Below are 23,936 nucleotides of genomic sequence, written 5' to 3' on the forward strand. Positions count from 1 at the left end.
GACAAATAAACACCAAAATCATTTTAAAAATTAACGTTCATGAGGACGCTTCCTTTTACTCAATTGAACAATAGCATTATCTATTTGTTAAATTTATAGCTATTAGAAGAGGATATGTAAGAAAAAATTACCCTATTAGTTAATCAATTTGGAACAACAACTTAACTAGATTACGTATCATTAGTTATTTATAGCAACTAAATACATTTAGTTTTCCGAAATATTTGATTTTGGACTTCCGATGATTTTATAAGAACCATCGCCCTTTAAGATCGTTAACATTGTAGGTTGATTAACAAAAAGCGATTTAGCTTTTATCACTTCTTTATCATATTGGAAAGCTTGTTCTATCTTACCCTTTTCAAAATAATACCGACTTATGATCTGTGTCTCCAAAATCTTTTTGATTTCAGCTTTATGTGTAATCAAATCTGTTTTTTTTGCTGATAGCATTTTATCTTTTAAGGCATCTATATCAGTTTTAACAGCAGCGAGTTTATTCTCTTTTTGCGCTTCGGCTGTTAAATCGTTGATTAATTTTTCAGTTGTAGAATTATAGCTATAGTCTTTACCTGTTAACGTAGCTAAAAAAGAAGTATAATCTGCATCTGAAAGTTGAAATGTTTTAGCATTTGCGATTTCTTTATGTCCTTTTCTATATAGGTTAGCATAATCAAAAAATAAATTCTTTGTCAATAATGAAATGGTAATTGGACTTAATGTAGAAGGTTCTACAAATACATCTGGATAAACCCCATTTCCATTATATACTGTTCTTCCAGCTTTGGTTGAAAAAGCTTTCATAAGAGAGTCTGCGAACTTCTCTGCTGAGCCATTCTGATCTTTATGCGCATAGTCTAATGCTTGTATACATCTTCCTGATGGTGTAAAGTATTTTGCTACGGTAACTTTAACTAGGCTATTATATGGTAGATTAAAAGTTTGTTGAACTAGGCCTTTACCATAACTTCTTTGGCCAATGATTACTGCCCTATCTAAATCTTGTAATGCACCTGCAACAATCTCAGATGCAGAAGCCGAAGAACCATTAACCAAAACCACCAATGGTATTTGAGGCGAAATGGGTTCATTTAATGTTTTATAACTAACTGTTTTTTCTGGATTTCTTCCTTTCTGAACAACGATCAATACATCTTTCTGTACAAACAAGTTAACAATCTTAACAGCTTCTTGTAAAATACCACCACCATTGTTTCTAAGATCAAGTATAATGCCTTTTGGCTGCTCTTTGTTTAAGCTTACTAGTGCATCTTTTACTTCTTGCCCAGAATTTTCTAAGAATTTATCTAATCTAATGTAACCAACTTGGTCGCCGACCATTGCATAGTACGAAACATTAGGTTGTTTGATTTCTTCTCTAACCAATATCTTGGTCATTGTAACACCATCTCTAATCAATACCAGTTCGGCTACAGATTTCTTTGGTCCACGTAACAACTGACTGATCTGGTTTCGGTCTTTACCTGTTGTTTCAATTCCATTGATTTTTAAAATTTGGTCTCCTGGCCTAACGTCTTGTTTATTTGCAGGATTACCTTCACTTACCTCATTTACAAACAATTTGTTGTCTATGAATAATGTGCCTGCACCGATACCTCCATATTGTGTACTCACATACTTCAATTTGTAATCTTCAATCTCAGATTCCGGAATATATTCGGTGTAAGGTTCTAAACCTTGTAACATGGCATCAATACCATTACGCATCAACTCAGAAGCGTTTGTCTCTTCTACATAATTAAGGTTGATTTCCTTATATAAGGATGCGAAAATATCTAAGTTCTTAGATACTAGAAATAAATCATCTTTAAACGAAAATGATATTCCAGCCAAACTCAGTAAGCCAACAATAACTCCAAATTTTAATTTACTCATATCAATCCTTATTCTTTATCCTTTTAACTATAGAGAGAATGGTAAATGTACAAAAATGGATAAACAATAAAAAGGCTTTAGTTTTTGAACCAAAGCCTTTTATTGCCTTTAAATAAAAAAGCAGCCCCTCATTAGAGGAGCTGCTTGCATTAAATTATATATAATTTAACTCTAAAGATTAATAATTATAATTTAATGTTTGCACTAATTGCGTTAGGGTTGTTAGTATCAACACCTTTAGCTTTTAAAGCAGTAATCACATCACCTGGGATTACGAATACTTGTACTTGTACTAATTTAGTATTAGTGAAGTAAGATGCATCTTTACCACCTGTAATATTAATTACATCAATGTTACCTGCTGTAATCGTTTTGTTAGATGTAAGTTGAGGAGCGCTATAATAAGTAGTTTCGAAAGCACGAGCAACTCTCACACCATCAAGAACAACTGTATATCTTCCAGCACCAGTAACTAAGTTTTCTACACTGTTAGTAGGGTTAGTTAAAGTCATTGGACCGAAAGGAGTTGCAGTTGGAGCAGAAGCCATGTTGCTACCACTGTTGATATCCCAGTTAATTACAACATTACCTTTATCAAAAACTTGAGGACGAGCAATAGTATTGATTACTGTACCAACTTGGTCAACACCTACAGTTACTACAGAACCAGCTACACCTAGAGCAGCACCTGAACCCATGAAGTTATTAGTAGCAGCACCAGCTAAAGTAAATGGATTAGCATCAGTAACACCTGCAGTACCATAACCACCTGTACCAAGTACATATGAGTTAGCATAAGTAGTTAAATCAATCCAACCTGCACTACCGCTGTTGTGGATTATTGCATTGTTTCCAGAAGTATTGTCTCCGTAATATTTGTATTTCACGAATACTTTACCATCTTGTTTGTATTTCTCATAGTTTGGAACTAGAGTGTTCAAGTTAAACTTAGTCTGAGCAGTATATTTAACGTGATAGTTGCTACCGCTAGTTGCAGGAACTACATTTACGTTTTTAGTGCTAGAGAAGTTCAAAGTAGAACCTAAAGCTACAGTAGCTAAATCAGCTTGAGCATAAGTTAAATAACCAAATGCAGCTCCAGCATTTACTGTTAATCTATCAATGTCATCTTGAGTTAAAGTAAACTCAGCAACAGGATAACCACCAACTAAAGTTCTGTTTTCAGAATATCTGAATTTACGACCTACTTGGAATGGAGTACCAGGACCACCTAAAGTTCCAGCATTTGGAGCTACTAAGTTACCGTTTGTTGGAACAGCGTTCCAAATTCCACTACCAGGGTTAGTTTCGAAAATCATCTCTCTGTTTTTAGCCCATCCAGCAGCGCCATATTGATTGATACGGATCATATCATTAGCAGTTACTGTATAAGAAGAGAAAATGTTAACAGCACCAGGAGTTTCTGTAACAACATCACCATAAGCTTTAGAACCTGCAACCTCAGTTACACCTTCAAAACCTCTAGTAATAGTATAGGTTTTAGCTGCATAAGCTGTACCCAATGGAATTGTGTTTGTTCCCCAACCAGCTGCAGTTTTTGGACCGTAGAAAGTTGAAGTTGAAGTAGCAAAATAGAAATCACCGATGTTACCATCAGCAGCAGTTGGAGCGTTTGGACCAGAAATGAATTTCGAACCATCAACACCATTTGCACCAGTTGCACCAACAGCACCAGTTGCACCTGTAGCACCAGTTGCACCGTTAGCACCACTTAAAGCGATACCTGCAGGCCATGTAGTAGCTCCTTTTGGACCATAAAACATTTTTGTAGCAGAATCAAACGCGTAGTCACCAGTAGCACCTAAAGTTGCAGCCGGAGCACCCGTTGTAGGTAAAATTTTGGTTCCGTTAGCACCAGCAGCACCAGCAGGACCTACTGCACCAGCAGCACCCGTAGCACCTGTAGCGCCAGCAGGACCTGCAGGACCCTGAGCTCCATCTTTCTTACAAGCGTTAAACGCTAGAAGAGAGCTCACCATCATTACAGTTAATAAAACTTTTCTCATAATCTTAGAGTTAATAAATTTATTTTCTTTTTTTCTCGCTTACTCTTAGTACAGTTTTCAGCATTCCCTGTTGAACCATAATTAATTCATGGTACGAATATACACTTAAAACGATAATTAAAAAAAATATTTTTTTTAATTATCTTAATGTTTAAGGTTGGTATATCCCTTACCTAAAAAAACTTTGTATCCGGCAACAAATATCAACTTTAGTTTTAATATTACCAATTTTTTTATTTTTTTTTTATTTTTTGATATCATTAACCCTAAACTTTAAGTTATTGGCCATCAAATCTTAATTGGGTTTAATGATAAGCTATGCTTTACCTTGTGGTTTTCTGGATACGATAACAGAAGGTACATTTTATGTATACATATATATAAGGTATACTTATTAAACAATTTATACTTCACCTAAATAGCAATTAACTAGGCTAGAAACTAACAAAACCATTGCGCTCATGCATTTATAAGCCATTGGAAGATTTCATTATTTGCATACCAGCAACTAAAAATAAGGGCTTGTTTATATTTATGTCCAAAAGGAGTAACTATTTTATTACTTTAGAACTCAAATCCATCACATCAATTGATCTGGTGCTTTATTGATTATCCAAACGCTGCAAAATGTTAAAAAAGGAGAGACATGATTTAATTATGAGGCAGATTAACCTCCATAATAGGGTACTGACATCTGATCTTGTGCAATTGTTAAATGTATCTGAGGATACCATTAGAAGAGACCTTCAAGAACTATCTGATGATAATTTCTTATATAAGGTACATGGTGGTGCGCTTTCTAAGTCTTATCATTCGTCTTTTGACGACAGTACTGTTTATGCAAAAGAAGCAAAAATTGCCATTGCCAAAAAAACTATCTCTTTGATTAAAGATGGCATGGTTATCTTAACTGGGGGAGGAACAACTATTATCGAATTGGTAAAACAGCTTCCAGAAAACCTACAAGCCACCTTCTTTACCATTAGCCCTTTGGTTGCGGTAGAGCTTGCTAAATACCCAAGGGCTGAGGTCATTTTAATAGGTGGGCTCTTTAGTAAAAACTCGCAGATTACTTATGGAGGCCATGTAATTAGCCAATTGGCTGAAATCAATGCAGACCTTTGTTTGATGGGAACCAGTGCATTACATCCTCAAAGTGGATTAACTGATACAGATTGGGAAATTAATCAGTTAAAGAAGAAAATGCTCAGCTCTTCTAAAAAAGCTGCTGTATTGTGTATTTCTGAAAAATTGAATATTTCTTTAAGGTTAAAGGTGGCGGCCCTAGAAAACATTACCTATCTCATCACGGAACTAGAACCAAATGACCAAAAACTTGAAAGCTATCAAGTTAAGAATATTCAGATTCTATAGTTGTAATGTTAGCCAATAAGTGGCTTGGCGCACAAGATTTCGTGCTATAGCCTATTACCCTTCGCATCTGCAAGGGCCTTTTTTATAGTAAATTCTATATAGCCTTCGTCTCTTTTAACCAATTGCATTAATTGTTTTACCAATTGATCTTCTTGACCAGGAGTAAATGAAAGATCTGCTTGAGCTAAATCACGGTATTTTCTTAGAAATTTGATTTTAACTCTTTCCCAGGTTTCAGGTGTAAGTGTAAAGCTTGCCATGGTTTAAAATGATTTAGTGCAAAAGTAGGAAATTAAGCGTGAAAACATAAGATAATTTATCAAGTTACCCAAAAGTGGATATGGCTTAAATTGTCGGATAACAAAAAGGGGCTATCTAAGAAGACAGCCCCTTTTCAATCATAAATAATAGACTACCAACCAGTAGTCTGTGTTAATTTATAACCTTTTTCCGAGTATTGGACAATTTGCGATTGCCCTACAGGAGAAAGGTATGAACGGTCAGTGAATGCATTTCTGTTGCTCGCATTTTCAACCATCCAATATCCAACCATTGCACTTGCATTAGTTCCATTATAGGTAACAATTGTACCGTCTTCCTTTTTTACCCTAACCCTATTTACGTTGGCTGCAGTTAAATAACTTGGTAATTCTACAGGAAGGTTTACCCAAGGGCCTAAGAAATAATCAGGATTGGTACTGAAATTCATGTTCGTCAGTTTTTTCCATCTCTTTAGGTCTAGTAACCTTGTGTGTTCGAAGACAAACTCCATGCGTCTTTCACGACGGATTCTCCCAAATCATTTCAGGTACATCAGCATCACGAGTTGGATCATTAGGTAGGGCCCCTAAAGTTAAAGGAGCAGTTTTTTGCACTCCTTTTGCGACTGCTGCTGCATCTAATGGTCTATTTCTAATTGCATTGATTGACTTATCCAAATCGGTTTGGGTAATTGGAGTTCCGCTCAGATATTGTGCTAGAACTGCCTTTGCTTCAATCCAATTCAGTACCACCTCTGCCAATCTGATTACTGGTGCATCACTGGTATTGGTATTACTGCCCCATGCTGCAGGATAAGTTTTGCCAATGTAAGTTATCGCTTCTCTAGATGCAAACTTATAACCATACAACAATGTTGCTGAAGAGGCCAGAGGTCTATCAATAAATGAAGCCTCAAAACGTGGGTCTCTTGTTTTTACCAAATCGGCGATAGTGAATGAGTTTGCAGCTGGTACAGCAGAGTTTTGCCATACTTTACCATCATTGGCCAAAAAAGATTTGATCAATACCAAGTTCGCATCAACTCCGACCACCTCAGTACCATTCTGATAAGAACCAATACTATGGGTTAAAGTCAAGGCAGCATCGTAAGCTCTGTACAATAAAACCTCTGGATGTCCGGCTAGATTATCGCTTGTAAACAATGATTTATAATCGCGGGTAAAGTTATATTTACCACTGCTCATTACAATATCTGCTGCTTCTACGGCAAACTCTAGGTATTTTTTTGCTCTTGCGGCATCTAACCCATGGTAGTGTTGATAGGTGCCTTCAAACAGCATAAACCTCGAGATAAATGCTGCTGCCACATATTTATTGACAAATTGTGCTCCATCATTTTCACGGATATTGGCTAATACATACTTGAAATCGTCATATACCTTATCCATTACTACCCCCCTGCTGTCGCGGTCTTTGTACAATGCTGGTAAATCCGTTTCGGATATCACCTTATCATAATATGGAACATCACCAAACACACTCACCAATCTACTGTATTCGTAACCTCTAAAAAAACGAGCAATAGCTGTCCAATGTTTATAAGCCTCTGGAGTGAGGTTTGGTTTTGCCACATTATCTAAACGATCTAGGAATATATTTGCTTTTCGAACCCATGCAAAATTCCAAGTTGGACCTGCATAAGTAGCCATCCACTCTGCTGTTTCTGAGGTTGAACTACGAGAGCTCGGGATTGCACTTTCAAAATTGGCCTGTACGTTCTTTCCTGTTAAATCATCCGAGAATGTATATCCTCTAACTGGTGTATAATCTACCGTAAAGCCAGAATTATAACCATTAAAATAATTGGTATAAAAGCCATTACCATATAGGCGGATGTCATCTTCGTTTCTCCAAAATTTATCATCTAGATAACTCGTCAATGGAGGTCGGTCCAGTACTTCCTTGTTACAAGAAACGAATAACATCGATGCTACAGTTAAACTGTATATATATTTAAAATATTTCATCTTCTTAATTTTTTAAAAATTTAATTGAACACCGAACGAAACACTTTTAAAAGTAGGTATTCCTGTACCTGTACGGCCTGAGTTATAATTGCTGTCATTGAACATAGAATATCCATTGATCGTTTCAGGGTCAATAGGTAGCTTGCCCAATTTATCCCAAGTAAAGAAATTCTCTAATGCTCCATAAACCCTTAGCGAACTAACACCTACCCTTTTAACTAAAGACTGAGGTAAAGTATATCCTAAGGTTAGGTTTTTAAGTCTCAAATAAGCCATGTTTAACAAATACCTATCTTGTATCTGCATGTTATTGGCTGTATTGCTACCACCATTGTTATAAGCTGCTGGATAAAAAGCCTCTGTATTTTGTGGTGTCCAATAGTCATCAGCAAAAGCAGCAGGCATCGCACCATCACCAGAGTTGTAACCAGCGATAGCCAAGAAACCATTACCCCAAACTTTACGGCTACCCACACCCTGGAAAAATGCACTGATATCAAATCCCTTAAAGTCTGCTCCTAACCTAAATCCATATTCATATCTCGGTGTAGAATTTCCAATCACTTCTAAATCGCCATGGTTATCTATCAATGCACTTCCGTTACTGATCTCTCCATCTCCATTTAGGTCTCTGAATTTCACATCACCAGGACCATAACGGAAATTAGCAGACGTTTGTACAAATGGTTGGTAAACTGGTTTTGCACCGTTTACACTTTTCAGTTTATAGGCTTGTTTATTGCCATTCAATGCACTTTCAGCTGCAGTTAATGTAATTAATATAGGTTTTCCATTTCCATCCAATTCAAAATCAGACATTTGGTATAACCTATCGGTACGGTAACCCCAGATTTCGCCGATTGTTTTACCTACATAATAATCATTGATGCTTTTTGTTGTTCCATATGAAGTAACGATTGATTTGGCATCAGAAATATTTGCCCTTACATTAATTCCCAGTCCATTTTTAAACTTGTGGTTGTAATCAATGCCCAACTCCCAGCCTCTAGTTTGTATCGACCCGAAGTTTCCTCTAGGTGCGCCTGTTCCAAATGTTGCAGGAATACCCTCTGTAGGCACGATCATGTTATCGGTATTTCTTTGGTAAGCTTCAAAAGTTAGATTTAAACTATTGTTCAAGAACCCTGCATCAACACCAAAGTTAGTTGTTACGATATCCTGCCAAGTAATATTTGCCGAAACCGAAGCAGGTGTACCCACATAACTTACCCTTGTGCCTCCGCCGCCAATCCAACTAGACTGACCACCTGGCATGGTAGATATATATAGGTTATTGGGTACGGTTTGACCACCAATAGACCCCCATGAACCTCTAAATTTCAGCATTGACAATACTGGTTTTGTCCATTGCATAAATTTCTCCTCTGTGGCTACCCATCCTGCTGAGAACGAAGGGAACCACCTCCACCATAAATCTTTAGTAAACTTAGATGAACCATCATAACGTAGATTGGCCTCAAAAAGATATCTATTTTTATACGCATAGTTTACACGACCAAAATAACCCAGTTGCGCCTCCCAATACCTATCGCCACCACCTGTAATTGTTCCTACACCGTAGTTGAATTGCGGATTGATGATATCGGTAAGATTGGTGATCTGCGTATATTGAGATTCAGTATTATCTGCTACCCTATTCAAACCTAAGATAAATTTAAAGTCATGGTCTTGCTTAACATTGAGGCTATAGGTAGTCAATGCATTGATCGTATGGCGATTGAAATTCTCTGCTGACCTGAAAAAATGGTCTGGATTAGAACCTATTGCCGTATACGTCTCGTTAGAAAGATCAAATGCAGCAATTGCATCTTTAGTACCCACTGGCACTACTTGTCCTTCTGCATTTACATAGATAGGCGCGCCATTAACATCGAATCTTTGTTTAGGGGCTACCCATGAATTCCTAGCTGTAAATCGTGTGCCGGGGCGTTTCCAGTTCTGCTCTTGGTTGGCAAATGTATAATCGAAATCTACTTTCCAATTTTTCATGATATTTACCGTAGTACCCAGGTTAAAATTCATGTAGTTCTGCAAGATATTTGCGGTATTTGCTGCTGCCGCTTCACTAGCAGGACTACGGATAGGGTCTCCGTTTTCATCATTACCTAAAGGATAAAGAGGTCCCCAACGGTAAAGATATAACCATGGATCCGCAGTAGTAGAATTCGTGATATAAGCATATTCCTTATTTCTTCTCGAGTAAATTGCACCTGCGCGAGCAGTGATGTATTTATTTAGTTCGCTAGTTAGTCTTAATGAAGCATTGTAACGTGTAAATTGGTCAGATTTTGCCGGCTTCATCATCCCACTCTGATCTAACAAAGCCAACCCTACATTATAAGTAGTTTTGCCTGTTGTTCCACCAATCGATAAATTTTGTTGTTGTGTAGGGGCCCATTCTTTTACCATCATATCGTAGGGGTTATATGTTCTTACCCCCATTTTTTGATTTGTAGGTCCTTGTACATACCAGTCCCTTCCAAAAACGGTTGGGTCATTTGATCCAATTGTACTGCCATACTTTTCTTTCCAAGCAACGGCCTTCTCATAACTTGCACGATCTACATAATAAAATGCACCTTGTGGAGTAGTAGAACCAATACGTTCTGCAGCATCCAAGGTATATTTCAAGGCATTTACATCTGCCATCTCCAAATCTTTCCAAGGGTTTTGATAAGAAAAGTTATTTGAATAGTTGATCTGTGTTTTGCCATTACTCGACCCTTGTTTTGTAGTAATCAATACTACACCAAATGCTGCTTTTGCACCATAGATAGAAGCGGCTGCCGCATCCTTTAATGTAGTAATGGTAGCAATGTCGTTTGGATTAACCAACTGGATACTTGGAATTTCCACATTATCCAATAAGATCAAAGGAGCGGATCCACCACTGATTGAACCAATTTGTCCTCTAATTTTAATGATCGGGTCAGAACCAACTTCTCCACTTGGTATTACTATACTTAAACCAGGCGAGGAACCCTGTAATGCTCTTCCAACATCAGCAATAGGCCTACCTTCTAATGTTTTTTTCACATCGATGGTAGAAACGGCTCCAGTTAAATTGGATTTCTTTTGCGTGCCATAGCCAACAATAACAATTTCATCAAGACCTTTATCGATCGGTGTCAATGTCATATTGATAACGGTTGATGTTCCGACTGTACGTTCTTGAGTAGTAAAACTTAAAAAACTAAATTGCAGGATATCTCCTTTATTGGCCTTGATACTATAAGCGCCATCTGTACCACTCTGTACAGCAGTGCTCGTACCTTTAATTTTAATGGTTACGCCCGGAATGGGTAATCCATCATCTGTCGAAGTTATTTTACCGGTTACCGTAATTTGTTGTGCCATAGTTTGTACAGCCAGCAAAAACGCCCCAATAAAAAACATGAGTAGCTTTTTTTTCATGAAATTAGTTTAGTTAATAGTAAAATTTATTGTTTTGTTACACGCATTCACAAACACGCATTAATACGCAAACAGTAAATGCTTACGTAAATATCATTAATGTATTTAACTAATAAAAGAATTTTAGCAAGTATTTTACAACTTTATAAAAGATTTAAACTGCAAAAACCCGCACAAACCCAAATATTATTTTAGAATTAACGCTGTTTTAACACCTCAGTAAATACTATTCAAATAGCTATAAACAAAAAAAGCCACCCAGCAAATGCTGGATGGCTTTAACCAATAATTAGAGTCTAATTATCTATTTACCGTATTATCAATAAATGGCGCTGGCACACCAGTGATAAGATTACCTCTCAAAGCAAGAGTATATACTCTATCTGTCAAAAAGGTTGTAGCTGCACGAGTCACTTTTTTACCCGAAGCAAGGTCTGTCACCACGATCGCATAGGCTCCGGGCCTAAAGCCAACATATGGAGAGGCAGACTTATAAGGCACTCCTGACGCAATATTAACAGTATCTATTCTTGTTACTCCATTTGTTACTTTAGTAAGTGTCAAAATCATACTCAATGTACTGGTATTAAAGCCTGAATTAACGATCCTGATATTTGCCTGAGCAGTATCTGCCACTTTAGGAAAAATATCTTCAACAATAAAACCTTCTGTCGTTTTGGTGGTCGCATTATACACACCACTAGTAAATAAACTATAATATTTACCCTCTTCCACATTTTTATCTACAGTAGTTAGTACTGCATTTGGCATCGTTAAATTTGTAGAAGAAGTCTGTGCTTTAAAAGCTGTTTGACCTGCTGGTGTCAATGCATACTGATTTGCAGGATAAGTACCTCCAAATGCTACGCCGCCAACAGCTTCAGGATCCATTAGCCGAAGTTACCGCCGAAATCTTCTGTTGGTTAGCGTAAAAATTTACACCTGGAGAGTTATAGGCAAAGTTATATAATCTGATTTTTGCGCCTGTAATCGGCTTTGTAATATCTGGCACAGCTTCTTTACCATCTTTACAAGCTGCTATAACAGTACAGATACCCAACAACAATAATAAATAGCCCTTTATATTTGTTTTCATATTTGAATTTTTTAATCGTTAACTTAAGGATTCACAAACCATACCGGTTTAGTTTGGTAATCAATTTCCAATCCACCTATTTTTAATAGGGATTCCCTATTCCATACATACTCAGAAGCATATCTCGGTCTCAACCGATATACCCACTTACCAAGATTATCCACATCCAAACGAGCAGTTTCAGGTGGAGCAAATGTTTTGAAAACCTGGTCGTTTGTTTTAGGTACCAAATCAGTATAATGGAATCTTCTTAAATCTGTCCATGTTTCTGTAAATGCCCATGCAAACTGAGCAATGTATTTTTGAATCATAATATGGGTCAGTGTTAAATCTGCAGCATTTATTGGAACAACTACTGGTGAGTTTAGATAAGCGTTTTTCTCTGCCGCGGGAATCTGCGTTGCGGTTCCTCTGGAAACATTTCCATTGGTAGCATTTACAAAGTCGATATGAGCGGAAATACCTTTTTTATAAGCATCTAATGCTACTGTTGGTTGACTTCCTCTCAATGCGGCTTCTGCTTTTATAAACTGTAGCTGTGAATAAGTCATAAAAGGAACTTTCGACTTATCATCAAACAAGTATCTTCCTGGTGAATTTAAAGTTACACTTGTACCTCCTAAAAAAGTACCAGGGCGATCCGCAGCAACTGGAATATTTGCATAACCCAATGTTGGATCAACACCTCGAAATAAACTATCTGAAGGGGAAGGTTGCAACATTCTACTTAATCGAGGGTCTATGACACCAGTAAAAACACCTCCGTTCATTGTTCTTACCAGAAAGCTGGTCTGTCTAAACAAATTGGCATTTGCTCTACGTTGTCCCCAGAAATTTGAAAGTTGAGTCTGTTCACCAGCAAAAGCATATAAAGCATCATCAGCACTGCTTGCAAAAGATTTGTCTACATATTCAATTACTTTATTTGGATCATAAAGGCCAGGCTTATTGGTTAGATGACTCATATTGATGGCCAGCATTCCATAGGCAAATTGAATCCACTTTTGTCTACTTCCATTGTAAATCACATCTCCTCTTGCCATTAAAGAAGTATTAACTCCTCCATCAGTACGTTGCAAGTTTTCGATGGCCAACAACAATAACCTTTGTATCTCTTGATAGGCAAATTCTTGGGTATCATAATTAAATGAAGTTAACCCTGGCTGGAAAGCTTCTTTAATAATCAGTTCACCATAAATATCTGTTGTTTTTTGCCAACCCCAAGCTCTCAAAATGTAACCGATACCTACCGCATCCCACCTTTCGGCTTCTGTAGACAAACGCATGTAATCTTCTAGGTTTTTAGCCAGGAAGTTATAAGCTAATTTCCAAGTTTCTCCTCCATTATCTGATGGCGGTCTTTGGTAACCCATTTTGTCCCAAGTATCATCTGCAGAATTGGTTGCCCAATTCTGTACATATTTACCAATATATCTTCCGTCCCATTGTTCACCTTGCATCATAAAGTAAAGCATTGGCCTTAACAACGAGTTAGGGTCTACCGTATCCGGTGCGTTCGGGTTATGATTTACATCCAACCACTTTTTACAACCAAATGTTGTGAAAAGCACCATTATTATAAAAAAACTAAATATCTTTTTCATTTTCAAACTATTATAATCCAATTCTCAAACCAAAACTAAATCCTGTGGGGGTTGCAAAATTCCCAAAGTCCATTCCTATTCCACCTGCACCAAGTGTAGCCGCATTATTACCATTACTTACCGGATCAAGACCTGAATAGTTCGTAATGATGAACAGATCGGTAATGGTGGTGAAAACACTTGCAGATTTGAAGAGTTTCTGCCTAGCCAAAAATTTCGATGGTAAGGCATAAGACAGAGTAATATCTCGCATTCTAATATAGTTTACATCCTTTTCAATAAACTGCTCTGGACTTATTGTTGTATAATAACCATTTAAGAAATAAGGTATTACAGTGATATTATTCTGTGTAGGGTTTGCAGAGTTTTCTAAACCATCTTGTAATACACCTTTAATAATTCTAGGCTCTTCGCGATCTAGTGTTCTTTTAGTCATCCCCTTTACAGTCAGCCAGTGCTCTGTAGCATTTAAAACATCTCCACCTTTTCTAAAATCAAGTAAGAATGATAAGTTAAAGTTCTTATAAGAGAAGTTATTGGTTAAACCAAAGGTCCAATCAGGCCATCTATCAGAACCATTTGAAACAAAATCAACACTATTAATTGGCAAACCACTTGAAGGATTAATAATCAGTTCACCATTTTTGTTTCTCAACCAAAAAGGACTTGTTAGACCAGTTAGTGGTTGACCAACAACTGATGCACCTCTCAAGTTTCCATAAAACCAAGTATCTGAATTATATGATTCTGGCAGGCTAGCTGGCAATGCAAGTAATTTTGATCTTGAGGCCGAAAAGTTTCCAATCACGTTCCAAGTGAAATTGTTAGTCACAATTGGTTTCGCTGTAATCATAGCTTCATAACCCCAGTTTCTCACTTTACCACCATTCATCTCTGCTAAAATAAAACCAGTACCATAACTAGATCTTATATTTGGAACAATTTGGTTGTCCGTCACTTTGTTATAATAGGCAAAATCGATTCCTAGTCTACCTTTCAAAAACGAAAGCTCTGTACCAACTTCATATGAAGTTGCTTTTTCTGGAAGTAAGTCTAGATTTGGACCATAATTACCGTAACCATATCCGCCACCAATAACTTCTTTATATTCATATGCAGGGTATACCCTATATGCAGTTGCATCTCTACCTACCTGCGCAATACTCGCTCTCAACTTACCCATATTCAATACCTTTTTAATTCCTTCTAATCCTTTTAAATCAGAGAAAATAAAACTGGTCGACACCGACGGATAAAAGAAGGATTGATTTTTTACTGGCAATGTTGAACTCCAGTCATTTCTACCGGTAACAGTCAGATAAAGTAGTTTATCATAATCTACGCTTAACCTACCATAGGCACCGATTAGGCGCTTATTGTATGACGTAGCTTTGGTAAATCTCGAAGCAGATGGACTATTATTTAATGAAACAAAATTAGGGTCGATAAAGCTTTCTGCACTAGAAGCTCTATTTTCTGTCCTGTTATTTAGCAAGGATGAACCCAACATAGCATTGAATCCTATTTTCTTTCCAAATTTAGTATTGTAAGTAAAATAAGCATTCGCATTAAAGTTATTCTGATTAATTACCGCTTCATCCAATAGACCTCCTTTGGTTCTTCCATAGTTACTTTCAGGATGTCTTAAAATTTGGATTTGTGTGGTATATACATCGTAACCACCTTTCGCATCAAACTTCAGGCCTTTCATCAAGCTAATGGTAAGTCCTGTCGTGGTGTAAAGTCTATTTGTTTTACTTTTATTATAATTCTTATTGACGTTAAAATAGGGATTATCCAACTCTCCATCAATATTGAGCAATCTACGTGTTCCGGCATTACTCAAATAGTTCTTTGCGTCATCAGTTGCTGGCCATGATAATAAAGACAACAGCGGACCGCCCTCTCCTTTAAAAACCTGATCATTGGTATTGTTACTGAAAGTAAATGTAGCATCAGCTTTAAGCCAATTATTTACTTGAGATTGTGTTGCTCCAAATAAGGTAAACCTATCATAACCTGTATTGGGCACTACACCTTTTTGTCCTGTATATGTACCTGTAACCCTATAATTTCCTTTTTCCGTTCCGCCTTCAAAACCTACATTATGCTTTTGGGTAATTGCAGTTTGAAAGAAACCAGATATATTATCATACAATTGTACATCTGGTCTATATTTAGGCCCCCAGTACGAAACTGCAGATGCACCAGCAATACCACTAGCCCCTAGGCTATATACACGTTGAACTTCAGGCGCATTAGTCACCTCATCTATTCTAAAGTTATTGCTATAGTTCACCCTGCCTTCACCCGTTTTTCCTCTTCTGGTTGTAATAATGATAGCACCATTCGCTGCATCAATACCGTAAAGCGCTGCAGCTTCTGGACCTTTTAGCACAGTAATATCCTCGATATCTTCTGGACTAAAATCCGAAGCTCTATTGGTAAAATCGACACCTCTATTTTCAAAAGTACTTGATGTAGCAAAAATACCAGTGCTTGTTGTACTGTTATCAACAGGCAATCCGTCAATTACAAATAACGGCTGACTACTTCCACCAATAGAACTAACGCCCCTAATTGTAATCGAGCTAGAAGCTCCAGGAACACCAGAGGTAGAAGTTACATCAACCCCGGCAATTCTTCCTTGTAGTGAATTGATAAAATTCTCCCTTTGGGTCTGCGCTACCTCTCTACCAGAAATGGTTTGTTGTGAAGCACCTAACTCCCTTTTAGAGGTTTTGATACCTAGCGCACCAGTTACCACTACCTCGCTCAATTGTTTAGAATCTTCTTTAAGCGAAACATCAATCGATTTGTCGGCACCTACCACTTTTTCAAGTGATGAATAGCCGATGTAGCTGAATTCAAGGGTTTGTCCAGGAATTACCTTAATTGAATAAATCCCATCTGTTCCAGTCTGAGTGGTAACCGATGACCCTTTGATCTTTACAGTAGCACCAGGGATAGGCAGGCCATCATCCGCTGATTTTACCTTACCGGTAACTGTAATCTGCTGGGCCATAACTTGTATAGCCAACAGAAACATGCCCAAGAATAGCATGAGTAATTTTTTTTTCATAAACACCCGTTTGGTTAATAATTTAAGTTTTTGTTTGTTGGTTATTTGGTTAATGTTAAACACGCACTAAGACGCAAAATAACAATTGTCAAGTAAATATGATAAATGTTTTTCACTATAAAAAGAAAATTAACAACTATTTGGTTATGTAACTACAAATTTATATTGCAAAAACCTGCAAAAAACCGCACAATGTTTTTAATTTTTTTATATTAGTATTTTAAAACGCTAATCTAAATGTTAAAAAAAGAGCGGCATGACTATGTTATGCGTCAAGTTAATCTACACAACCGAGTACTTACTTCAGACCTGGTGCAATTGCTAAATGTTTCTGAAGATACCATCAGGCGCGACCTACAGGAAATGTCAGATGACAACCTTTTATATAAGGTACATGGTGGTGCTTTATCGAAATCTTATCATTCCTCGTTCGACAACAGTACCGTCTATGCCAAAGAAGCTAAGATGAATATTGCAAAAAAAACAATCCACCTTATTAAGGACGGAATGGTCGATCTTAACTGGCGGCGGAACTACAATTATCGAAATGGTTAAACAATTGCCAGAGTATTTGCAGGCAACATTTTTTACCATCAGTCCATTGGTTGCTATTGAACTGGCCAAATACCCTAAGGTTGAAGTAATTTTGATTGGTGGAATATTTTCTAAAAACTCACAGATTACCTATGGCGGGCATGTTATTAGCCAGCTTTCGGAAATCAATGCAGACTTGTGTTTATTAGGTACAAGTGCGCTGCATCCTAAAGACGGCATTACAGATACAGATTGGGAAATTAACCAACTAAAAAAGACCATGCTCAATTCTTCCAAAAAATCGGCCATACTTTGCATCTCAGAGAAATTGAATATCTCCCTACGGCTAAAAGTGGCTTCCTTAGAAAACATTAGTTTTTTGGTTACCGAACTTGATCCTGATGATACTAGACTGGAAGAATATAAAGTTAAAGGACTGGAGGTGTTATAATTATTCAATCCATCAACATCAGTCCAAATTAATTTTTCTATCTTTTTAAAAATATTTAAAAATACTCCTATATTTACTGCTCCGTTCACTAAATAATAACCATTTAATGGCAAGATTAAATCTATTAGAAGAAACGAGGTTCGAAAAGCTTCCAGTTACCGTTTTTAACAACCCAAAAGCAGCATCAATAAGTGTTGCCCATCGCATTGCTAACATCATTAAAGAAAAGCAAAAGCATAACCAAAATGCTGTTTTAGGTTTAGCCACAGGTGCTACCCCTATTTTAGTTTATGCAGAGCTGGTCCGTTTGCACAAAGAAGAAGGCTTAAGCTTTAAGAATGTAGTTACCTTTAATTTGGATGAATATTATCCAATGCAGCCAACGGCTGCGCAGAGCTATGTTTCTTTCATGAACGAGCATTTATTTGACCATATAGACATAGACAAGAAAAATGTCCATATTCCAGATGGAACCCTAAAACTAGAAGACATTCCTGCTTTTTGCTTGGACTATGAACGCAAGATCGGTGATTTTGGCGGACTAGATATGCAGATATTGGGGATTGGACGTACAGGTCACATCGGTTTTAACGAACCTGGATCTGCTCCGAACTCTGGTACACGCTTGGTTACTTTAGATGACCTTACCCGTAGAGATGCGGCCAGAGATTTTGGCGGTAAATCTTTTGTACCTACCAAGGCGATAACTATGGGTATTGGTACGATTTTCAAAGCTCGCGAAATTGTATTGATGGCTTGGAACCGCAAAAAATCGCCAATCATCAAAAAAGCAGTTGAAGGAGAGATCTCTAGTGATGTACCTGCAACTTATCTACAGCTTTCGGACAATGTGGAGTTTATCTTAGATGAAGATGCGGCATCTTTACTGACCAGATTTGATACCCCATGGTTGGTAAAAGATTGTATCTGGACAGAAGAACTGACTCGAAAAGCAGTAATCTGGCTAGCTACCAAATTAAAGAAACCAATCTTGAAATTAACGGAAGATGATTTCAATAACAATGGCATGGCACAATTGGCACTAGAAAAAGGGCCAGTTTACAACATCAACATCCATATATTCAACAAACTGCAGCACACCATTACTGGTTGGCCAGGTGGAAAACCTAATGCTGATGATAGCCAACGACCTGAAAGGGCCGAACCAGCTAAAAAACGTGCGGTTATCTTTTCACCACATCCTGATGATGATGTAATTTCTATGGGTGGAACATTTATCCGATTGGTTGACCAACATCATGATGTACACGTAGCTTATCAGACTTCTGGAAATACTGCTGTATGGGATGATGACGTTTTACGTTTTGTGGAATTCAATATCGATTTCTCTGAAAAAATGGGCATGGGTCAACCAGAAATGAAAGAAATGTACAGCAGAATGCGTACGTTCATTGAGCAAAAACAACCCAATCAGGTTGATACACCAGAGATACAAACTGTAAAAGGCTTGATCAGAAAAGGTGAGGCAATTGCTGGTGCGCGTTATTGTGGCCTAGAGGACGACCATATCCATTTTATGGCTTTACCGTTTTACGAAAGTGGTAAAAACCAGAAAAATCCGGTTACAGAAACCGATGTGCTCTTAACTATGGAACTGCTTCAAAAGATAAAACCACATCAAGTATTTGCTGCTGGCGATTTTGAAGATCACACGGCACACACATCGTTTGTTTCAACATTATTTTAGAGGCTCTGAAAAGGTTGGAAAAAACTGAGAGCTGGGTAAAAGATTGTTGGTTATGGATGTACCGCGGTGCTTGGTTAGAGTTCGAAACACACGAAATTGAAATGGCAGTTCCACTTAGTCCGCAAGAGGTTGAGCGTAAGAAATTTGCAATCTTCAAACATCAATCTCAAAAAGACAGAGCTGTTTTTCCAGGTGATGATGCAAGAGAATTTTGGCAAAGAGCAGAAGACAGGAACAGAGAAACTGCAAAAGCTTACGACAATTTAGGGCTAGCTGATTATGAAGCAATGGAAGCTTTTGTGAGGTACAAGTTCTAAGCGCTTTTAACATCATATATTGTAGATTTAAAATTATCTTCTATATTAGGTTGTTAAATTTTCCAATTAATTAGGAAAAGCCTTTTATAGAAGATAATTTTGAAACAAATGGAACTCAAACCTCAGCGACTACTCTCGCTTGATTTTTTTCGTGGCTTAACTGTAGCCACAATGATTTTGGTGAACAACCCAGGCAGCTGGGGCCATATCTATGCTCCCTTAGAACATGCTGAATGGAATGGCTGTACGCCAACCGACCTTGTTTTCCCTTTCTTTTTGTTTATTGTTGGGGTTTCTATCGCCTATGCGATGGGCAGTAAAAAAACAAGATCCATCAAGCCACAATAAAACCATTTTAAAAGCTTTAAAAAGAGGCTTGACCCTTTTTGGATTAGGTCTTTTCCTTTCCATATTCCCTAGAAACTTCCGTGATTTTGATTTCGTAGAAGCTATCAAACATGTCCGTATTCCAGGCGTATTGCAAAGAATTGGAGTGGTATTTTTCATCTCGTCCATCCTATTTTTAAAATTATCAGAAAAGAACATCTTTAGGGCCATTATTATTATCCTCGTTACCTATTGGGCTTTGATGACATTTGTTCCCGTACCTGGACTTGGTTATGCCAATCTGGAAAAAGAAACAAATCTTGGCGCCTGGTTAGACCGAACCATCTTAACAGAGGCCCATTTATGGAAATCGGCAGTAACCTGGGATCCTGAAGGATCTTGAGCACTTTACCAGCTATAGCCACAGGTCTTTTTGGTGTTTTGGTTGGCATATACCTCAAACGTAAGGATGTAGAACCTGCTACTAAAATCGCTTGGTTATTCTCTGTTGGCTCTATCTGTATCATTGCGGGCCTGCTCTGGGACTTACAATTTCCTATTAATAAAGCTTTATGGACCAGCTCTTATGTATTATATACTGGAGGTTTGGCCACAGTAGTTTTAGCCCTATCTTATTGGATAATCGATGTAAACCATTACAACCGTTTTACCAAACCTTTTGTAATTTATGGCGTAAATGCGATCACCGTATTTTTTGTTTCGGGCTTAATGCCCCGTTTGTTGAATATGATCAAAGATCAAACAACCAAATGGTGATGAAATTGGTGCATTGAGCTGGTTCTATCAGTCTTTCTTCCCGCCTTATTTTTCTCCAATCAATGCATCTTTAGCTTACGCTATTGTATTTGTGTTGTTTTTCTTTGTCATCCTTTGGTTCATGTATAAAAAGAATATCATCATTAAAGTATAACCCAATCTATCAATTTATGAAAAAACAATATCACATTTTAGTATGGGGGTTTGCAACAATACTACTTGCACAGCCCGTATTAGCACAAAAGAAACCCACAACGGCCAAAGCACCAGTAGCAAAAACTAGTGTTGGGAAGGCCATCCCAAACGACACAAATGTTAAAATTGGCAAGTTGGCCAATGGGCTAACCTATTACATCCGTAAAAATACAGAACCTAAAAACAGAGCTGAATTGTATTTAGCAAACAGGATTGGTTCATTAATGGAAACCGATGCACAACAGGGCTTGGCACACTTTACAGAGCACATGGCTTTTAACGGCACCAAAGATTTCCCTAAAAACGAAATGATCAATTACCTACAAAGGGCAGGAGTTCGTTTCGGAGCAGATTTAAACGCTTATACTGGATTTAACCAGACCGTTTATCAGTTGCCAATTCCAACTGATAGCGCTGCCGTTTTTAAGACCGGATTTAAAATATTGGCCAACTGGGCTGGTAAAGTAAGCATGAACGGTCCGGACATTGACAACGAAAGAGGAGTTATTGTTGAAGAAGACCGTCAACGTGGTAAAAATGCGCAACAAAGAATGAGCAATCTATTGCTGCCTTTCCTTTTGGCAAACTCACAGTACGAGAAACGTATCCCAATTGGTAAAGTAGATATCTTAAATAACTTTACCCACGATAAAATCCGTTCATTTTATGCTGATTGGTACAGGCCAAATCTACAAGCCGTAATCGCAGTAGGCGATTTTGATGTAAATGAAGTAGAGAATCTGATCAAAGCTAATTTCTCTGACCTAAAAAATCCTGCCAATCCAAAACCTAGGTTAAACTACGATTTACCAGACAACGTGCAACCATTGGTAAAGATTGCAACGGATAAAGAACAGCCCTACAATGTGGTGCAAGTAATCTACAAACATCGCGAAGGTGTAGTAAAGACAGAAGCTGATTTTAAGCTGAGCCTGATCACGCCATGATCAACAACATGTTGGGTTCTCGTTTACAAGAAATCACCCAAAAAGGAAATGCACCATTTTTATTTGCGCAAAGTTCTTACGGGCCATATCAAGGTGGATTGGTTTGGGGAATTAGTGCATTTCAAACTGCTGCCGTGGCAAAAACTACTGCCGATCTGCAAAAAGCAATGATTGCTGCCCTTGCCGAAAACGAGCGTATGGCTAAATTTGGCTTTACGCAGGGCGAAATTGAAACCATCAAGAAAAAACTTGATGCGGGCTTAGAAAAACAATATAAAGAAAAAGACAAAACGAAATCTGCAGTATATGTACAGCAGTATCTTGAAAACTTTTTAACCGGAGCAAGTATCCCATCTGCCGAATACAGTTATACCGAAGCTAAAAAGATCATAAAAGGCCTAACCGCAGCTGACATTAATGCTGTAGCAAAAAAACTGATTGGCAATACCAACCAGATCATTGTAGTTCAAGCTCCTGAAAAAGATGCAAAAGACCTACCTACCGAGGCTCAATTGATTGCAGCCCTTAAATCTGCTGGCAATGGGGTTACTCCTTATGTAGATAACACTGTAAACAAACCTTTAATTGCCAAATTACCAACTGCTGGTACCATTGTAAATGAGGCCAAAAATGATAAAATTGGTATCACTACCTTAACCTTGAGCAATGGTGTTAAAGTGGTATTGAAACCTACCGATTTTAAAAATGACCAGGTGATCTTCACTTCGTTTGGTAAAGGTGGAACTTCATTGGCTAGTGATGCAGACCTGATCTCTGCAGAAAATGCAAACATAATTGCACAAAGCGGTGTGGGAGATTTCAATCCAACCCAGCTGAGCAAGTATTTGGCTGGCAAAACTGCATCTGCAGGAGCATATGTTAGTGATGAATATCAAGGTTTCTCTGGAAGTACCTCTCCAAAAGATCTAGAAACTGCTTTCCAATTGATCTATGCTTACGCCACAAACCCACGTAAAGATGCTGAAATCTTTAACAAGAACATCAGTGATATGAAAGTGATCACCGCTAATAAAAACAGTAGTCCAGCAAGCGTTTATGCAGATACAGTTCAAGCTGTACTGTCAAACTACAATAAACGTGCAATGCCAACTACAATGCAAGACATTGATAGAATCTCTATAGATAAAGCTTATGCTTTCTACAAAGACCGTTTTGCAGATGCCAGCGGACAGACATTTGTTTTTGTAGGTAACTTTGAGGTAGAAAAGATGAAACCTTTTATTACCACTTATTTGGCTAGTCTACCTGCGTTAAATAGAAACGAGAATTTTATAGACCATGGTGTTAACCCTCCAAAAGGAAAAGTAAGTAAAACGGTAAATAGAGGTTTAGAAGACAAAGTTAGCGTACAACTTTATTTCCACGATGATTACGAATATAACGCAGACAACAACACTCAACTCGATGCCTTAAAAGCTGCGCTTGAAATTAAGATCTTGGAGCGTTTACGTGAAAAAGAAAGTGGGGTCTATAGTCCAAATGTGGGCTTAAGCATACAAAAATATCCAAGTGCCCATTATTATTTCACCATTTCATTTAGCTGTTCTAAAGCCAATACAGAGAAATTGATCAATGCGGCCTTAGAAGAAGTAAACTCCTTCAAATTGAATGGTGCAACAGAAGATGACCTAAAGAAATTCAAGTCTGAAGAACTAAGACAAGAAGAGTTAAGTTTGAGAGACAATGGATTTTGGATCAACTATTTGTCTAACCGTTTAAAAAATGGTGATGATATCAATCAGGTATTGACCGATAAAGAAAGAATAAATGGTGTTACAGTAGCTACCAGCAAAGCTGCAGCACAAAAATACCTAAACGGCAATAATTATATCCGTTTGGTATTGGCACCAGAAAAATAGACTGAAAAAATTAATACCTTTAAAAGACCATCTGAAA

General features: G+C 37.6%; 16 protein-coding genes and 2 pseudogenes. 8 read left to right on the forward strand and 10 right to left on the reverse strand.

Annotation, left to right across the window (positions count from 1 at the left end):
- Positions 1 to 207: 207 nt before the first annotated feature.
- Positions 208 to 1,896 (reverse strand): S41 family peptidase, encoded by a 1,689-nt coding sequence (locus ACFJIZ_RS15340; protein WP_379085827.1) that lies wholly within the window; start codon positions 1,894 to 1,896, stop codon positions 208 to 210.
- A 185-nt stretch (positions 1,897 to 2,081) separates the two neighbouring features.
- Entirely contained in the window at positions 2,082 to 3,923 is a 1,842-nt protein-coding gene (locus ACFJIZ_RS15345; RefSeq protein WP_379085830.1) for a hypothetical protein, read from the reverse strand.
- 627 nt (positions 3,924 to 4,550) lie between these two features.
- On the opposite strand from ACFJIZ_RS15345, the gene ACFJIZ_RS15350 reads away from it, so the two are divergent.
- Positions 4,551 to 5,297 carry a DeoR/GlpR family DNA-binding transcription regulator gene (locus ACFJIZ_RS15350; RefSeq protein WP_379085833.1) on the forward strand — a complete coding sequence of 249 codons (747 nt, stop codon included), beginning with the start codon at positions 4,551 to 4,553 and terminating at the stop codon, positions 5,295 to 5,297.
- Between the two features lie 44 nt (positions 5,298 to 5,341).
- On the opposite strand, the gene ACFJIZ_RS15355 is transcribed toward ACFJIZ_RS15350, so the two are convergent.
- The 8 genes from ACFJIZ_RS15355 to ACFJIZ_RS15390 all read right to left on the reverse strand — a co-directional run bounded on the left by ACFJIZ_RS15355 (position 5,342) and on the right by ACFJIZ_RS15390 (position 16,763).
- Complete coding sequence (locus ACFJIZ_RS15355; protein WP_379085836.1) at positions 5,342 to 5,557, reverse strand: hypothetical protein; 216 nt, start codon at positions 5,555 to 5,557, stop codon at positions 5,342 to 5,344.
- Positions 5,558 to 5,709: 152 nt separating this feature from the next.
- Positions 5,710 to 6,069 carry a RagB/SusD family nutrient uptake outer membrane protein gene (locus ACFJIZ_RS15360; protein WP_379085838.1) on the reverse strand — a complete coding sequence of 120 codons (360 nt, stop codon included), beginning with the start codon at positions 6,067 to 6,069 and terminating at the stop codon, positions 5,710 to 5,712.
- Between the two features lie 7 nt (positions 6,070 to 6,076).
- Positions 6,077 to 7,546, reverse strand: coding sequence for a RagB/SusD family nutrient uptake outer membrane protein (locus ACFJIZ_RS15365; RefSeq protein WP_379085841.1), 1,470 nt, complete (start codon positions 7,544 to 7,546; stop codon positions 6,077 to 6,079).
- Between the two features lie 12 nt (positions 7,547 to 7,558).
- Positions 7,559 to 10,981 carry a SusC/RagA family TonB-linked outer membrane protein gene (locus ACFJIZ_RS15370; RefSeq protein ID WP_379085844.1) on the reverse strand — a complete coding sequence of 1,141 codons (3,423 nt, stop codon included), beginning with the start codon at positions 10,979 to 10,981 and terminating at the stop codon, positions 7,559 to 7,561.
- Between the two features lie 300 nt (positions 10,982 to 11,281).
- Positions 11,282 to 11,872: a hypothetical protein gene (locus tag ACFJIZ_RS15375; RefSeq protein ID WP_379085847.1), complete on the reverse strand. Its 591-nt coding sequence runs from the start codon at positions 11,870 to 11,872 to the stop codon at positions 11,282 to 11,284.
- On the reverse strand, positions 11,862 to 12,077 hold the full coding sequence (locus tag ACFJIZ_RS15380) for a hypothetical protein (protein WP_379085849.1): 216 nt from the start codon (positions 12,075 to 12,077) through the stop codon (positions 11,862 to 11,864). Before ACFJIZ_RS15380 ends, ACFJIZ_RS15375 begins: the two co-directional genes overlap by 11 nt.
- A 23-nt stretch (positions 12,078 to 12,100) precedes the next feature.
- A complete protein-coding gene (locus tag ACFJIZ_RS15385) occupies positions 12,101 to 13,615 on the reverse strand; it encodes a SusD/RagB family nutrient-binding outer membrane lipoprotein (RefSeq protein WP_379085852.1) in 1,515 nt (504 codons plus the stop codon).
- Between the two features lie 76 nt (positions 13,616 to 13,691).
- Positions 13,692 to 16,763 carry a SusC/RagA family TonB-linked outer membrane protein gene (locus ACFJIZ_RS15390; RefSeq protein WP_379085855.1) on the reverse strand — a complete coding sequence of 1,024 codons (3,072 nt, stop codon included), beginning with the start codon at positions 16,761 to 16,763 and terminating at the stop codon, positions 13,692 to 13,694.
- Between the two features lie 237 nt (positions 16,764 to 17,000).
- Between ACFJIZ_RS15390 and ACFJIZ_RS15395 the strand changes: the two are divergent.
- The 7 genes and pseudogenes from ACFJIZ_RS15395 (at position 17,001) to ACFJIZ_RS15425 (ending at position 23,899) form a co-directional block, all read left to right on the forward strand.
- Positions 17,001 to 17,748: pseudogene (locus ACFJIZ_RS15395) on the forward strand (DeoR/GlpR family DNA-binding transcription regulator).
- 106 nt (positions 17,749 to 17,854) lie between these two features.
- Positions 17,855 to 19,773, forward strand: a pseudogene (nagB, locus tag ACFJIZ_RS15400) (glucosamine-6-phosphate deaminase).
- A gap of 108 nt (positions 19,774 to 19,881) precedes the next feature.
- Entirely contained in the window at positions 19,882 to 20,121 is a 240-nt protein-coding gene (locus ACFJIZ_RS15405) for a heparan-alpha-glucosaminide N-acetyltransferase domain-containing protein (RefSeq protein WP_379085858.1), read from the forward strand.
- A complete protein-coding gene (locus ACFJIZ_RS15410; RefSeq protein WP_379085861.1) occupies positions 20,078 to 20,503 on the forward strand; it encodes a hypothetical protein in 426 nt (141 codons plus the stop codon). Before ACFJIZ_RS15405 ends, ACFJIZ_RS15410 begins: the two co-directional genes overlap by 44 nt.
- Positions 20,500 to 20,877, forward strand: a complete 378-nt coding sequence (locus ACFJIZ_RS15415) for a hypothetical protein (RefSeq protein WP_379085864.1) — start codon at positions 20,500 to 20,502, stop codon at positions 20,875 to 20,877. The genes ACFJIZ_RS15410 and ACFJIZ_RS15415 overlap by 4 nt, the downstream gene beginning before the upstream one ends.
- 170 nt (positions 20,878 to 21,047) lie before the next feature.
- Positions 21,048 to 22,019, forward strand: a complete 972-nt coding sequence (locus ACFJIZ_RS15420) for a M16 family metallopeptidase (protein WP_379085867.1) — start codon at positions 21,048 to 21,050, stop codon at positions 22,017 to 22,019.
- Positions 22,016 to 23,899 carry an insulinase family protein gene (locus ACFJIZ_RS15425; protein WP_379085870.1) on the forward strand — a complete coding sequence of 628 codons (1,884 nt, stop codon included), beginning with the start codon at positions 22,016 to 22,018 and terminating at the stop codon, positions 23,897 to 23,899. The genes ACFJIZ_RS15420 and ACFJIZ_RS15425 overlap by 4 nt, the downstream gene beginning before the upstream one ends.
- Positions 23,900 to 23,936: the final 37 nt, after the last annotated feature.

Source organism: Pedobacter sp. UC225_65, from assembly GCF_042698365.1.
Lineage (GTDB): Bacteria > Bacteroidota > Bacteroidia > Sphingobacteriales > Sphingobacteriaceae > Pedobacter.

Coding starts and splice junctions, on each gene's coding strand:
- ACFJIZ_RS15340 (WP_379085827.1), bottom strand. CDS start 1,896: ATGAGTAAATTAAAATTTGGAGTTATTGTTGGCTTACTGAGTTTGGCT.
- ACFJIZ_RS15345 (WP_379085830.1), bottom strand. CDS start 3,923: ATGAGAAAAGTTTTATTAACTGTAATGATGGTGAGCTCTCTTCTAGCG.
- ACFJIZ_RS15350 (WP_379085833.1), top strand. CDS start 4,551: ATGTTAAAAAAGGAGAGACATGATTTAATTATGAGGCAGATTAACCTC.
- ACFJIZ_RS15355 (WP_379085836.1), bottom strand. CDS start 5,557: ATGGCAAGCTTTACACTTACACCTGAAACCTGGGAAAGAGTTAAAATC.
- ACFJIZ_RS15360 (WP_379085838.1), bottom strand. CDS start 6,069: ATGGAGTTTGTCTTCGAACACACAAGGTTACTAGACCTAAAGAGATGG.
- ACFJIZ_RS15365 (WP_379085841.1), bottom strand. CDS start 7,546: ATGAAATATTTTAAATATATATACAGTTTAACTGTAGCATCGATGTTA.
- ACFJIZ_RS15370 (WP_379085844.1), bottom strand. CDS start 10,981: ATGAAAAAAAAGCTACTCATGTTTTTTATTGGGGCGTTTTTGCTGGCT.
- ACFJIZ_RS15375 (WP_379085847.1), bottom strand. CDS start 11,872: ATGGATCCTGAAGCTGTTGGCGGCGTAGCATTTGGAGGTACTTATCCT.
- ACFJIZ_RS15380 (WP_379085849.1), bottom strand. CDS start 12,077: ATGAAAACAAATATAAAGGGCTATTTATTATTGTTGTTGGGTATCTGT.
- ACFJIZ_RS15390 (WP_379085855.1), bottom strand. CDS start 16,763: ATGAAAAAAAAATTACTCATGCTATTCTTGGGCATGTTTCTGTTGGCT.
- ACFJIZ_RS15405 (WP_379085858.1), top strand. CDS start 19,882: ATGGAACTCAAACCTCAGCGACTACTCTCGCTTGATTTTTTTCGTGGC.
- ACFJIZ_RS15410 (WP_379085861.1), top strand. CDS start 20,078: ATGCGATGGGCAGTAAAAAAACAAGATCCATCAAGCCACAATAAAACC.
- ACFJIZ_RS15420 (WP_379085867.1), top strand. CDS start 21,048: ATGAAAAAACAATATCACATTTTAGTATGGGGGTTTGCAACAATACTA.
- ACFJIZ_RS15425 (WP_379085870.1), top strand. CDS start 22,016: ATGATCAACAACATGTTGGGTTCTCGTTTACAAGAAATCACCCAAAAA.